The organism is Ruegeria arenilitoris, from assembly GCF_013032855.1.
In the GTDB taxonomy this organism is placed as follows: Bacteria; Pseudomonadota; Alphaproteobacteria; order Rhodobacterales; family Rhodobacteraceae; genus Ruegeria; species Ruegeria arenilitoris.
The window spans coordinates 605318-619200 of record NZ_WQDA01000003.1 but is presented as its reverse complement, the minus strand read 5'-3'; the positions used below and the strand labels follow the sequence as shown (position 1 = coordinate 619200).

The following is a 13883-nucleotide window of genomic DNA, read 5'->3' as shown; positions in this document are numbered from 1 at the left end:
AGATGTTTCGAGAATTCGACCGACCAGGCCAGGAAAAACCGGACGCTTCGAAAGTTGTGCCGTTGGACACCAAGCAGTTTGCTCAGATCGGCAAGCCGGTTCATGGCTCCGGCGATGACCTCGTATTGATGCATGACATCCAGAACGATCGGATAGATCTCAAGGCACGACTGCATAACTCGTTGCTGGACAAGCTGAACCTCGCCGTTATCGAAAAGGTCGAGGAAGAAACACTGCGGGGCGAAATTGGGCGACATGTCACCGAACTGCTGCGCGCCGAAGGCCGTGCGATGCGCAGCGAGGAGGTCAAGCAGCTTGTCGAAGAGCTGATGCACGAGGTGCTTGGCTTGGGCCCGCTGGAACCGTTGTTGGCCGACCCCACGATCAACGATATCCTCGTGAACGGCCACACGCAGATTTTTGTCGAGCGCTCGGGCATTCTCGAAAAGACATCGGCACGTTTCCGTGACGAACGTCATCTGCTGCGGATCATCGACAAGATCGTCAGCCGGATCGGTCGCCGTATTGATGAACGGCAACCGTGGGTGGATGCGCGGTTGGAAGATGGCAGCCGCGTCAACGCGATCATTCGGCCCTGCGCACTGGACGGGCCGGCGCTTTCCATTCGAAAATTCTCGCGGGTTCCGCTGACGATGGAACGCCTGATCAAAAACGAGGCCTTGAACGAAAGCGCGGCCAAACTGCTGCGGGGATTGGTTGAAGCCAAGATGAACGTGCTGATCTCGGGCGGAACCGGATCGGGCAAGACCACGATGCTGAATGCATTGTCGTCGTATATCAGCCCTCGGGAGCGGATCGTCACGATTGAAGACGCGGCCGAACTTCAGCTTCAGCAGGAACATGTCTTGCGCATGGAAACGCGGCCTGCTGGCCTCGACGGTACTGGCGCCGTTGCCCAACGAGACCTTGTGCGAAACGCGCTGCGGATGCGTCCGGATCGGATCATCATCGGCGAGGTGCGCGGCTCCGAAGCATTCGATATGTTGCAGGCGATGAATACCGGCCATGACGGGTCGATGACGACGGTACACGCCAACAGCCCACGCGATGCACTTTCCCGGGTCGAGCAGATGGTGCAAATGGGCGGGCTGGAGCTGCCGCATGCAGCAATCCGCGCGACTATCGCTTCGGCAATTCACTTTGTTCTGCAATTGAACCGCCTGTCTGATGGTACCCGCCGTGTCACCTCGATTGCCGAGATCACCGGCATGGAGGGCGATATCGTGACCATGCAGGACATCTTCGTCTTCAAACGTGAAGGCAAGGACGAAGCCGGCAACATCCTCGGGCGCTTCATGCCGACCGGTATCCGACCGAAATCCAGCGATGCGCTGGCGGCGGCGGGTGTCGACCTTTCATCGATCAAGTTCAACTGAGGGACCCGGCCATGTTGGAAGATCTCAGATCCTTCTTTTCGACGCACAGCATAGACTCGTTGATCGGACCAGAGATGGAAGTGGGCGGTTACGATGTCCGCTTTGTTCTGTCACTCTTGATATTTCTCGGCGCCCTGATTGCCTTCGAAGGGGTCCGTCAGCTTTTGAAGCGCGGAGAAAACCGGGAAGAGGCGATAAACCGGCGCATCCAGATGCTGAACCAGGGAAAGACTGGCGAGGACGTTCTGGAATTGCTCAAACCGCGGGAGAGCAAACCTCTCATGAAGTCGTTTCCGCTGGTCGGCGACTTGCCGGGTGCCCTTGCGGCATCGGGCCTGCACATGGTGCCGGAAATGTTCCTGTTGGGATGTGGGGGTGCTTTTCTGGTTTCGGCGATCGGAGGCTCACTGGTGGCCAACCCACTGACGGTCATACCTGTAAGCGCTGTGTGCTTCCTGTTGGCCCCGTTGGTCTACCTTGGCGCCAACCTCAGACGGCGCAAGGCCGCGCTGATCAAGCAATTGCCGGATGCGTTGGACCTGATGTCGCGTGGGTTGAAGGTCGGACATCCGTTGAACACGACCTTGCAGAGCGTGGCAAACGAAATGCCCGATCCGATCGGAACTGAATTCGGTCTGGTCGTCGACCAAGTCGCTTATGGGGAGGAGTTGACGACCGCCATTCGCAACATGGCAGACCGGGTAGATGAAGAGGATATCCAGTACCTCTCGGTCGCGCTGACGATGCAGCATGGCACTGGTGGCGATCTGGCCGGCATTCTGCGGACATTGGCGCGCGTCATCCGTGCCCGCATGTCTCTGCGGCGCAAGATCAAGGCCATTTCTGCCGAGGGTCGGATGACCGCCTATATCCTGTCGTTCATTCCTGTCGGGATTGCCCTCGTGATGACGGTCATGACGCCGGACTATTATGGAAGCGTGGTGCAATACCCGATTTTCTGGCCCGTCATGAGCGTCATATCAGCGGCCATCGTTCTGAACGCCATCGTTTTGTTCAAGCTTGTCAATTTCCGGATCTGAGGGAGGGTTGTCGAAATGGAAATCGTGAACTCGCTACTCGACACTGGTCTTTTTTCCCAACTCATGATCCTGGGCGTTGTTGCCGCCGGCGCGATCGTTGCATTCTTTGGGATATCATCGTCGCTCGGTGATCGGTCTACAGCAGCCGAACGGATGCTGCCCAAACGAACAAGGGGCCAGAGCCTTGCACGTCTTGTGCCGGAAAAGGTGGAGGGCGATACACCGACCGGGCTGAGCGCCGCACTTATCCCCAGCGATGCAAGTGTCAGGTTCGAAGTTGGCCAAGTGCTTGCGCGCTCAGGGTTTCGCGGCCGGAATGCAATCGCCAATTTCTATCTGATCCGTTTGGGCTTGGCGACGTTTCTGCCGCTTGTCTTTCTTGTCCTCATGTCTTGGCAGCCTGCGTCCAGTATCGGCGCCACGATCAACGATTATGTGTCTGGTCTGAATTCATTTCAGATCTTGCGGAACCTTGGCATCCTCTGCGGCATCGGGTTCTTCATCCCCCAGCTTTGGATGAGCGCTCGGATCAAGGAGCGTAAACGTCGGATGGAGAATGCGTTCCCGAACATGCTGGACTTGCTCCAGATTGGGATCGAGGCGGGAATGGGCTTTGACCAGGCGCTTCTCAAAGTTGCAGTGGAAATGCAGACTGTATCGCCCGAAATGTCCGAGGAAATTCTGATTGCCCTGAGCGAGATTCAGGCCGGGCGCGACCGTGAAGTTGCGTTGATGAGAATGGCGCGCCGGACGGGGATCGACGAAATGAGTTCGTTCGTGAGCGTCGTCCTCCAGTCGTCCCGGTTCGGCGTCCCGTTGTCGGCCGCCTTGACTACGTATTCCGAAGAAATGCGCGAACTGAGAGAGCTTCGCGCGCAGGAGAAAGCCAACAAGTTGCCGGTGCAGATGTCCGCGGTCATGGCGAGCCTGATGTTGCCCTCGATCGCGGGGCTGATCCTTGCACCGATCATCATTCGATACGTCGAAACCTTCGTGAAATGACGTTGTTTTTGTGGGTGCGGCGCTCTCGGGTCCACACGAGGTCAACTGTGCGTCCCCGACTTGGGTCGGGTTCTTTCAGGCGCTGTAAAGCAGCATCGACCAGCCGGCCAGGATCAGGCCCGAAAGGCCTATGGCAATCCCAAGAGGAAACTCGCGTCCGCTGAGCGTTGCTGCAAGCTTTCCTGTCGGTTGTCGGACGAACAGGCGCAGCAGGGTCAAGCTGGTCAGTCCAAACGCCATCGCGGCAGAAAGCAGCAGCATATATGTCGAAAGGGCTTGGGTCGGTATCGCCAGAAAAACCACCGGTAGCATCTTGGCGTCTCCGCCCCCCAGCCAACCGGCGGCGAAAAGGGCAAAACAGATCCCAAAGCAAAGCCCGGCGGCGATCAATCGCAATCCAACTTCATGCAAACCGAGGGCAGGGGACCCTACCAGAAACAGGGCAACCCCTATCAGGCAGTACAGGTTCGGTATCCGGTATTCGGTTAGGTCCGTCCACGCCACCGCCACAAACAGCGGCACCATCAACCACAGAGGTACCCAACTATGCCAAGGCAGATCAATCATCATGCGCGTGCCTGATTGTGTCTGCCGTGCAAGGCTTCGCGTTCTTCGATCGAAACCAGCCGTCTGGCCAACATGTGGAAGTTCTCCATTCCTGTCTTGCCGTAGATATGCTTGAGATGCGTTCTCACAGTCGCGGGACCAATCTCGAGCTCGGATCCAATGGACTGTTGCGACAGTCCCCGGGAAATCAGAACGCAGACCCGCCATTCGGCCCGTGTCAGGCCCGCTGGGTTTTCGAGGCTCATCAGCGGCGCGTCATTCACCGCCCTTTGGATGGTCGTTACGGATTGGCGGGAAATTGCTTCGGTAATCAGACCGGCGCGTCTGTTGCGGTAGATTTCGGAAATTTCGGGTGCGACTGTCTCTATCGCTTCGCGCCAGCCGGGTTCGAGACCTTTGGCGAAATGCAGCTCCAGAAAATCGATTTCGCAGCCTTGGTTGTCGAGACAGACGAACAGGATATCGTGCAGCTTGCGGTGCGAGATCCAGTCCAGAACAACGGCAGAAAACTCGTTTACGGGTTTCCCGTGATCCTTGAGGCTGAAGACGACGCCTTTCTTTGGCTTGCTTGCAAACGGACCAATCACGTCATTCGTGAAGGAAAGAAAAAGCGGCCGACTTATTGTCGTGTCACGGGTATCTGCGCGCGCAGCTACTCGGCTGCCAACTTTATTGAGCCAGACACGGCTGAGGGTACCGCAATCGGCTCCAAACGCGTTGACAACTTCGGTCAACGCAGCGTCCAGAACCACTCCGCCCTGGCTCCATTGAATGAAATTGATCAATGCGCGTGTGTGTTGCGTGTTCGGTAGCCACGCACCTGCACGGCCCATCCCCCTGTCCATGTAGCACCAACTGGTAAACGTCTTACTCACTAAAGCGAGCCGGTTCAGCGGCTTCTGTAGATTTGAATTACTCTGCCCAATACATTCATATTTTACGATTTTTACGCAAAAATCACCAAGAATCTTATTAAGTTTCCGGATGGGGAGAAAAACACACGAAAAAAAGCAGACAATTAGGCTCAAAAGGCTGAAAAGAGTTGACGATCAGAAACAATAACAGTCAGCGGGTGTGATTGGCCAAGGGCGACACGCTCTGGTATTTCAGGAGGGCTTACGGGCCTGAAAGACGTTGATGACTGCCGGGATGCCAAACCCATCTGCCGTTTGAAAACTCGAAAACTCCTGGGCCACGGCGCTCTGGATTTTTCGTTCGTCGGCCTCATCGCCTTCAAAATGCGCTATCACGCGCGCGGCCGGCCCGACCCGGGTGCAAAGCTCGGCGGTGGCCTCCACCGATCCAAGCCCCGGCAGTCGGAGGCTTACGGGGTTGGCGAAGATGTCATCCAAACCCGCCGTTGCCATCATGCCGGTCACATGGTCGATGTCATGAAAGGCCAGTGGTCCCGGTGCGTACCGACCATATTTTGGTGGGTGGCCCAGATGCGATGTGGCGGCCATGTGGGGAATCCTGAACCAGGGATTGTCAGCCAGAGGTCCCCATGCGGCAAAAGTCATTTGTCCGCTGGGGGCCAGAGCCTTGGCGATGTTGGCGAACGCCGCAACCGAATCCTGAAAGAACATGACACCGAACCGCGATATCGCAGCGTCGAACGCGCCCTCGGGGAACCGGGCGACCTGAGCGTCGACGCATTGGAAATCGACGTTTTCAACACCCGCGGAAAAGGCCCTTTCCTGCGCTCGGCTTAGGAACGGCTCAGAAATGTCGCCGCCAAGAACATGGCCCTGCGGTCCGACACGCTGGGCGGCCGCGATGGTGCTGGCGCCGGTCCCGCAGCCGATGTCCAGCACGCGCATTCCGGGTTCCAGTTCGGCCTGATCCAGAACGAGGTCCAGAACCGGGGCCAGCATGTGGTCCAGTTTGTCCTCAAAAGTCAGCCACTTGGTGCCGGATTCGGAGTTGCCCCAGTATTCAGCCTGATCTTCGTTTGCTGTTTGCATGGGGGTCCTCCGCAGTTTTTCGGACTATGCCTTTCTGCGGCGACGGCGGCCAGTTTTTTCCGCATCGCCTCCGGTGTTGAAGGACGGAGCGGGCAGGGTGACGATCTTAACCAGTTCCGGGAACGGGTCGGTCTTGTGCGGAATCGCGTTCGCGGCGACGAAATGCTCCTGGAATTTCGGCTCGATCGCGGTTTCGACCTTGGTGATCTCGCGCACCACGCGTTCGATCTCGGCCCGGGCGGCGATGTTGCACAGCGCGATGCGTGCGCCGGTGCCGGCGGCGTTGCCCGCGCTTTGGACCTTGTCCAGCGGCGCGTCGGGGATCATGCCCAGAACCATCGCGTGTTTGGTCGAGATATGGGCGCCGAACGCCCCGGCCAGCACTACGCGATCCACACGGTCCACGCCCATCTCGTCCATCAGCAGCCGCGCCCCGGCATAGAGCGCGGATTTCGCCAGCTGGATCGCCCGGATGTCGCCCTGTGTCACGGTGATGCGCGGGCCGCCCTCGGCGCTGGCGTCATGGATCAGATAGGAATGGGTTCGGCCCTCGGGGATGCAGCGGCTGGTGCCGGTCTGCTCGGCCGAGCCGATCAGGCCGCTCTCGTCCAGCAGGCCGGCCATGCGCAGTTCGGCCACCGCCTCGATGATGCCCGACCCGCAGATGCCGGTGATGCCGGTGGTGGCGATGTCGGCCTCGAAACCCTCTTCGTCCGACCACTTGTCCGAGCCGATCACCCGGAACCGAGGTTCTTTGGTCACCGGGTCGATCTGAATGCGCTCGATCGCGCCGGGCGCGGCACGCTGGCCCGAGCTGATCTGCGCACCTTCGAAGGCCGGTCCGGTGGGCGAGGAACAGGCCAGCACGCGGGTCGTGTTGCCCAGCAGGATCTCGGCGTTGGTGCCGACGTCCACGATCAAAACCAGATCCTGCGACTTGCCCGGCTCTTCGCTCAGCGCCACGGCGGCGCAGTCGGCCCCCACATGGCCCGCGATGCAGGGCAGGATGTAGACCTGCGCGCGCGGGTTCATCGTGGTCAGATCCATCTCACGCGCGGGCAGCGAGACGCTTTCCGACGTGGCCAGCGCAAACGGCGCTTGACCCAGTTCAACCGGGTCCAGACCCAACAGCAGGTGGTGCATGACCGGGTTGCACACAAACACAGTTTCCACGATCAGGGCCGGGTCGATCCCGGCCTCGTCGGCGATCGAGGTGACCAGATCGTTGATCGCCTCACGCACGGCCCGGGTCATTTCCTGATCACCGCCGGGATTCATCATCGCGTAAGAGACGCGGCTCATGAGGTCCTCGCCGAACCGGATCTGCGGGTTCATCAGGCCCGACGAGGCCTTCACCTCGCCGGTATCCAGATCGGTCAGATGCGCGGCGATGGTGGTCGAGCCCAAATCGATGGCCAGCCCGTACAGCCCGTTTTCGTGCAGGCCGGGCCAGATTTCGACGATGCGCGCCACGCTGTCCTTGTGGCCCTTGTGCAGGGCGACCGTGACCTCCCACTTGCCCTTGCGCAGGGTCGGCTGCAGTTTGGACAGAAGCGACAGGTCGGCGGTGACGGCGTCGATCTGCCACTGCTCGCGCAGCGCACGCTCCAGCCGTTCAAGATCGCCGGTGGGCGAGTGCATGTCGGGTTCTTCGACCACCACGAAATACAGGCGCGTGGCCGGGTCCATGGTGATGGCCCGCGCGGCGGCGGCCTTGCGCACCACCTGGCGGTGAACCTGGCTTTCGGGCGGAACGTCGATCACCACGTCGCCTTGAACGGTGGCCTGACAGCCCAGACGCCGGCCCGGTTTCAGACCGCGTTTGTCGTCATAGCGCTGCTCAACCGCGTTCCATTCGCTCAGCGCGTCTTCGCGGACCGTGACGCCGTGTTTGGGAAACTCGCCATAGCTGGGCGTGATCTGGCATTTCGAACAGATCCCGCGCCCACCGCAGACCGAATCTAGGTCGACCCCCAACTGCCGGGCCGCCGTCAGGATCGGAGTCCCAACGGGGAAATGTCCGCGTTTGCCCGAAGGGGTAAAGACGACAAGTGGATCGGTGGTCATGGATGGCCTGCCTTTTTGGTGTTCGCGCGTATGGCGGCAAGATATGGGTTTCGCAGCAAACGGAAAGGCCAATCCGCGGCAGGTTTTGCGCGGCTTGCGTCGTTTTCCGCGCCATCGCGGCGGTTTGTGGGCGAACAAGTTGGGGCAGGGGCTTTTCCTTTGGTCGAAACCATGCAATAGGGTCACCGCCAAACGGGGTTTTGCATGGGGTTAGCAGATGCAGATTCGTGAGGCACTCACCTTTGATGATGTTCTTTTGGTTCCGGCGGCCTCGTCGGTGCTGCCGGCAACGGCGGACACGTCCACGCGCGTGACGCGCGCGATCACAATGAACATACCGCTGCTCAGCTCGGCCATGGACACGGTGACCGAGGCGCGGATGGCCATCGCAATGGCCCAGGCCGGGGGCATTGGGGTGATCCACAAGAACCTGACCGTCGAGGAGCAATCGCGTGAGGTGCGCCGGGTCAAACGCTTCGAATCCGGCATCGTCTACAACCCAGTCACCCTGCGCGCCGATCAAACGCTGGCCGATGCCAAGGCCTTGGTCGAGCGCTACAACTTCACCGGCTTCCCGGTGGTGGATGACGACGGCCGCGTCGTGGGTATCGTGACCAACCGCGACATGCGTTTTGCCACGTCGGACGACCAGCCGATCCGCGCGATGATGACCACTGATAATCTGGCGATGCTGCAGGAGCCGGCCGACCTGGAAGAGGCAAAGAGCCTGATGAAGGCTCGCCGGATTGAAAAGCTGCTGGTCGTCGACGGATCGGGCAAACTGACCGGTCTGCTGACCTTGAAGGATACGGAACAAGCGGTGCTGAACCCCACGGCCTGCAAAGACCATCTGGGTCGGCTGCGGGTTGCGGCGGCCACGTCGGTTGGCGATGCCGGCTTTGAACGATCCGAGCAATTGGTCGACTCTGGCGTCGACATCATCGTGGTCGACACGGCGCACGGCCATTCCCAAGGGGTGCTGGACGCGGTGAAGCGGATCAAGGCCCTGTCGAACGAAGTGCAGATCATCGCGGGCAACGTCGCAACGGGCGACGCAACCAAGGCCCTGATCGACGCTGGCGCCGATGCGGTCAAGGTCGGGATCGGGCCGGGCTCGATCTGCACCACGCGCATGGTGGCCGGTGTCGGCGTGCCCCAGTTGACGGCAATCATGGATTGCTCGGTTGCGGCTGGCGACGTGCCGGTCATTGCTGATGGTGGCATCAAGTTTTCGGGCGATTTCGCCAAGGCCATCGCGGCGGGGGCGTCCTGCGCCATGGTCGGCTCGATGATCGCCGGCACCGATGAAAGCCCGGGCGAGGTCATTCTGTACCAGGGCCGCTCTTTCAAATCCTACCGCGGCATGGGCAGCCTGGGCGCGATGGCGCGCGGCTCGGCCGACCGCTATTTCCAGAAGGACGCCGCCAATGACAAGCTGGTGCCCGAAGGGATCGAGGGGCAGGTGCCCTACAAGGGCTCAGCCAGCGCCGTTGTTCATCAACTGGTCGGCGGTCTGCGTGCGGCCATGGGCTATACCGGCTGCGCGACCGTTGATGAAATGCGCCGCAATTGTCAGTTCGTGAAGATTACCGGAGCGGGTCTGAAGGAAAGCCACGTGCATGACGTGCAGATCACACGCGAAAGCCCCAACTATCGCGTGATGTGACGGTCTCCGTCGGACTCAGGACCTCGACATGACCCCAGGCGCGCGCGTTCAGGCCGCTATCGAAATCCTAGACGATTTTCTGGGCGGAACTCCCGCCGAGAAAGCGTTGACGGGCTGGGCGCGGCGCAGCCGTTTCGCCGGATCGAAGGACAGGGCAGCGATCCGCGACCATGTCTTTGACGCGCTTCGGCATCTTCGGTCTTACGCTGCGATCGGCGGTGCAAGGACGGGGCGAGGCCTGATGCTGGGCGCTCTGCGGTCGCAGGGTCAGGACCCGGGCGATCTGTTCACTGGAGATCGTCATGCCCCAGACTCCGTCACGGCGGACGAAGTCGGTCGCCCATTCGAAACGGAAGCCGAGCAGTTTGACATTCCCGAGTGGCTTTGGCCGGTTTTCGAGCGGTCGCTTGGTGAAAATGCCAGAGAGGCCGCCGCCGCGCTGCAATCACGCGCTCCGGTTCACCTGCGGGTCAATCTGGCCCGCACGAGCATGCAAGAGGCGGTGGATGCACTGGCGCGGGAAGGGATTTCCACTGCGCCGCACCCGGCCTGCGAGACGGCGCTTGAAGTCGTCGATGGTGCCCGGAAGGTTTCGCAATCCCAAAGCTATCGTGACGGCTTGGTCGAGTTGCAGGATGCGGCGAGCCAGGCTGTCGTTGCTGCATTGAACCTAAGACCCGGCATGAGGGTTCTGGACTATTGTGCCGGGGGTGGCGGCAAGGCGTTGGCCATGGCCGCCTCTGGCGGTGTCGAAGTCTTCGCCCATGACGCCAACCCCGGGCGCATGCGTGACCTTCCTGACCGAGCACGACGGGCGGGAGCGCGCATTTCCATCCTGTCTACGGATGACTTGGAAGAACACGGCCCGTTTGACCTGGTGCTGACTGACGCCCCCTGTTCAGGGAGCGGCTCGTGGCGGCGCGCACCTGGGGGCAAATGGGCATTGACGCCCGAGCAATTGGCCCAGTTGCCTAAGACGCAATTGTCCATTCTGGACGCGGCCGCACCCCTCGTCGGTGATGACGGTGTATTGGCCTACGCCACCTGTTCGATGCTGGATGTCGAAAACAGAGGCGTCATAGACACGTTCCTGTCGTCGCATCCGGAATGGCAATGCACGTTCAGCCGATTGTGGCAGGTTGTACACGGCACCGACGGCTTCTATTCCGCCCACTTGACGCGACGCTGATACGCTGAAAACAACTTAAAGGAGAATATCCGCTGGATTTCTTAAGCGGATATTAACTCTTTGTGCCACGAAATGCCCTGGATTGATTTTGAATCGAGTTGTTGATGACCGAAGTCGCTCAATTTTCGCCAAGCTTGACTGGGCGACACTTTCCCAGCTGGTCGCGAGCCGTTTCTCTGGTCGGTGTCGCGCTTTTGTTGGTCATTCTCGCACAGCTCTTTCCGATCTCACCCCAGTTGGTTTCTGGCCTGCTGGCGGTCGGAGGGTCTTTTCTGGCCGTTGGCGCGTTTGTTCTGTTGCGCGGATGGTTCTCGTACCGCGTTGACAAACAGGCGCAAACCATTCTCGCGTCGTTTCTGGAAAAAGAGCCCGCTCCGGGTTTCATCACGGATGCCAACGGGTGGGTGCTGATCGTGAACTCCGCAGCGCGGGACAGGTTCAACGCCTCGACAGGCGCAAGGCTGGACATGTGTTTGCGGTCCGTTTTCGCCAATCCTGCGGCAATACTGGTTCGGATGCAGTCATTGGCGCAAGTCCAAGGGCGCGCAGCAGAAGACATCGTGACAAAGGGCACGACAATTCCAGTTCTGGCGATCGACCTTGGCGATGATCTGTACCTGTGGCGGATCAAGGCCTCGGGTCGGCAACCTTGGGCGTATGCTTCGCTTCCAATCGTGACGCTCGGGCGAAATGACGTGGTCCTGAACATGAATGCCGCCGCCGAGGCGATGCTCCGAGGCAGCGAGGTTGGCGCGGCCGAGGCTCTGACGCCGGAGGTCATATCCGGTGAAACGGTTCTGCGCCTGCCTGCTCAAGAAGGTTCGCGGCGGGTATTCTTGTGCGAGGTTCAAAAAACCAGCGCGGGCCGGGATATAGCGCTGGTTTTGCTTGACGACGCGCCTGCAGATCAGTGGACCACGACCTTCGCCGACGTCCCGGTGCCCATGATGCACCTCGCTCCGGGCGGTGAGATTCTGGATGCCAATCGATTGGCGCGCAAGCTGATCGGTGATGTTGAACTTGGTCAGACCAATATCGACACGATTCTGAGCGGATTGGGGCATCCCTTGCGGGACTGGCTGCTTCAGGTCGCCGCGTGCGATGGGCCACCACGTTCCGAATTCCTGCGGCTGGGTGGAAAGGACCGAGAGGTCTTCGTGCAACTGACCTTGACCCGCATCGTCAAGAACGGTGAGGTGCGCCTTGTTGCCGTGCTGAACGACGCGACCGAACTTAAGACGCTGGAGGCTCAGTTCGTCCAGGGGCAAAAGATGCAGGCGGTCGGGCAGCTGGCGGGCGGCGTGGCGCATGATTTCAACAACCTGCTGACAGCCATTTCCGGACATTGCGACCTGCTGCTGCTGCGCCATGATCAAAATGATCCGAACTACGGCGATCTCGTCCAGATAAACCAGAATGCCAACCGGGCCGCTGCGTTGGTCAGCCAGTTGCTGGCCTTTTCCCGAAAACAGACTCTGCGACCCGAAGTACTGGATCTGCGCGATACCATTTCCGACCTGATCCACTTGTTGAACCGCCTCGTGGGCGAGAAGGTCAAGCTGATCCTCAGTCATGATCCGGTTCTCAAGCCCGTTCGCGCAGACAAGAGGCAGCTGGAACAGGTCGTCATGAACCTTGTGGTGAACGCGCGCGATGCCATGCCCGACGGCGGAGAAATCCGTATCGAAACCGAGGTGTTTTCTTTGACTGATCCGCTGATGCGCGACAGGGCGACGGTTCCGGTGGGTGAATATGTTTCGGTCAAGGTCATCGACAGTGGCGTGGGTATTCCGTCAGACAAGCTGCAGAAGATCTTCGAACCATTCTACACAACTAAACGGACAGGCGAGGGGACCGGGCTGGGTTTGTCGACGGTCTATGGCATCGTCAAGCAAACCGGCGGCTTCATCTTTGTGGACAGCACCGAAGGGCGTGGGACCGAGTTCAACGTCATACTGCCGGTCTGCTTGGCACGGGACACCGAGGTTGCGATCGAACCGCCGGCACAACCGGAACCGAACGCGCATCAAGGCGAAGGTGTCGTTTTGCTGGTCGAGGATGAGGCGCCGGTACGCGCCTTTGCCACCCGTGCCTTGCGCCTCAAGGGCTATACCGTCTTTGAGGCGGGCTCGGCCGAGGACGCGTTGCGCATTCTCGAGGATCAGAACCTGCACGTCGACGTTTTCGTCACGGACGTGGTCATGCCCGGAATGGATGGTCCAACCTGGGTTGCCAAGGCGCTGGAAAGCCGGCCCGATGTGCGGGTGGTCTTCATGTCCGGCTATACCGAAGGCGCGTTTGGGGATGCTGGGCCTGAGATCAGACATTCGACCTTCCTGCCCAAGCCATTTTCACTGACACAATTGACCGAGGCGGTGTTTCAACACCTCAACTAACGCGCCTGCTGATGCAGACGAAACTCGGCGGCATGAGCCTTGCGGAATGTATCCAAGGTCTGGTCAGACAGTATCAGTTCCCGCTTGGGCGATACATTTTCGCGGGTCAGATCGATCCGGGCGTTCAGTCGATCTTGAAGGAAGTCCAGAATCTCGTCCTGGTGTTCGTAGCGAAAGATATGCGAAGCACCGGCGCCGTTGCTGCGGGTCCGGAAGAATTCAGTTTGGCTGCCGACATCGGCAAACGCGGGACGGGGCGACTGCATATAAGCTTGGACAAACTTGTCGAAAGACATGCCGTCGGTCGAATGCGGGTGGCCCGTCAATTCGGTGCGCGTCCTGTACCGATACCAGCTGCCCAGCCAATCGACGGGTTCGCGCACGACGGCCATGATTTCCATTTCCGTGTCGTACATCTTGCGGAAAATGTTCTGGAAGAAACGGTCGTAGCGACGCACCGGCGCATGTTTCAGATCCGGTGGACCCGACACCACGATATCCGCCCGGTCCCGCAATGCGACCTGATAGGCGGTGCTTCCGGTTTTAGGCAGGGACAGAAGCGCAAGGCGTTCCTTGAAGAAGATCAGCATTTCAT

General features: G+C 59.8%; 11 protein-coding genes. 6 read left to right on the top strand and 5 right to left on the bottom strand.

Annotation, left to right across the window (positions count from 1 at the left end; translation table 11 throughout):
• Positions 1-2 precede the first annotated feature (2 nt).
• Genes GOW72_RS13225 through GOW72_RS13215 form a run of 3 tightly spaced genes read left to right on the top strand, consistent with a single transcriptional unit; the run spans position 3 to position 3439 of the window.
• Positions 3-1397, top strand: a complete 1395-nt coding sequence (locus GOW72_RS13225) for a TadA family conjugal transfer-associated ATPase (RefSeq protein WP_170338532.1) — start codon at positions 3-5, stop codon at positions 1395-1397.
• Positions 1398-1408: 11 nt separating this feature from the next.
• The gene (locus GOW72_RS13220; RefSeq protein ID WP_170359187.1) at positions 1409-2437 is read left to right on the top strand and encodes a type II secretion system F family protein; all 1029 of its coding nucleotides are present in this window, start codon (positions 1409-1411) and stop codon (positions 2435-2437) included.
• Between the two features lie 15 nt (positions 2438-2452).
• The gene (locus GOW72_RS13215) at positions 2453-3439 is read left to right on the top strand and encodes a type II secretion system F family protein (RefSeq protein WP_170359189.1); all 987 of its coding nucleotides are present in this window, start codon (positions 2453-2455) and stop codon (positions 3437-3439) included.
• 75 nt (positions 3440-3514) lie between these two features.
• Here the strand turns inward: GOW72_RS13215 and GOW72_RS13210 are convergent, their stop codons facing one another.
• The 4 genes from GOW72_RS13210 to GOW72_RS13195 form a co-directional block, all read right to left on the bottom strand.
• Positions 3515-4009: an A24 family peptidase gene (locus GOW72_RS13210; protein ID WP_170367135.1), complete on the bottom strand. Its 495-nt coding sequence runs from the start codon at positions 4007-4009 to the stop codon at positions 3515-3517.
• Positions 4006-4839: a helix-turn-helix transcriptional regulator gene (locus GOW72_RS13205; RefSeq protein ID WP_170367134.1), complete on the bottom strand. Its 834-nt coding sequence runs from the start codon at positions 4837-4839 to the stop codon at positions 4006-4008. Before GOW72_RS13205 ends, GOW72_RS13210 begins: the two co-directional genes overlap by 4 nt.
• A 273-nt stretch (positions 4840-5112) precedes the next feature.
• Positions 5113-5970, bottom strand: a complete 858-nt coding sequence (locus GOW72_RS13200) for a class I SAM-dependent methyltransferase (RefSeq protein ID WP_170367133.1) — start codon at positions 5968-5970, stop codon at positions 5113-5115.
• A 24-nt stretch (positions 5971-5994) separates the two neighbouring features.
• Complete coding sequence (locus tag GOW72_RS13195; protein WP_170367132.1) at positions 5995-8037, bottom strand: ASKHA domain-containing protein; 2043 nt, start codon at positions 8035-8037, stop codon at positions 5995-5997.
• Positions 8038-8254: 217 nt separating this feature from the next.
• Between GOW72_RS13195 and guaB the strand changes: the two genes are divergently transcribed.
• The 3 genes from guaB (at position 8255) to GOW72_RS13180 (ending at position 13288) form a co-directional block, all read left to right on the top strand.
• Positions 8255-9703: an IMP dehydrogenase gene (gene guaB, locus GOW72_RS13190; RefSeq protein WP_170367131.1), complete on the top strand. Its 1449-nt coding sequence runs from the start codon at positions 8255-8257 to the stop codon at positions 9701-9703.
• A 28-nt stretch (positions 9704-9731) separates the two neighbouring features.
• The gene (locus tag GOW72_RS13185) at positions 9732-10892 is read left to right on the top strand and encodes an RsmB/NOP family class I SAM-dependent RNA methyltransferase (protein WP_170367130.1); all 1161 of its coding nucleotides are present in this window, start codon (positions 9732-9734) and stop codon (positions 10890-10892) included.
• A 104-nt stretch (positions 10893-10996) separates the two neighbouring features.
• Positions 10997-13288 (top strand): ATP-binding protein, encoded by a 2292-nt coding sequence (locus GOW72_RS13180; protein WP_170367129.1) that lies wholly within the window; start codon positions 10997-10999, stop codon positions 13286-13288.
• Here GOW72_RS13180 and GOW72_RS13175 read toward each other — a convergent pair.
• Positions 13285-13878, bottom strand: coding sequence for a sulfotransferase family 2 domain-containing protein (locus GOW72_RS13175; RefSeq protein ID WP_170359204.1), 594 nt, complete (start codon positions 13876-13878; stop codon positions 13285-13287). The two genes, GOW72_RS13180 and GOW72_RS13175, sit on opposite strands and share 4 nt — an antisense overlap.
• Positions 13879-13883 lie beyond the last annotated feature (5 nt).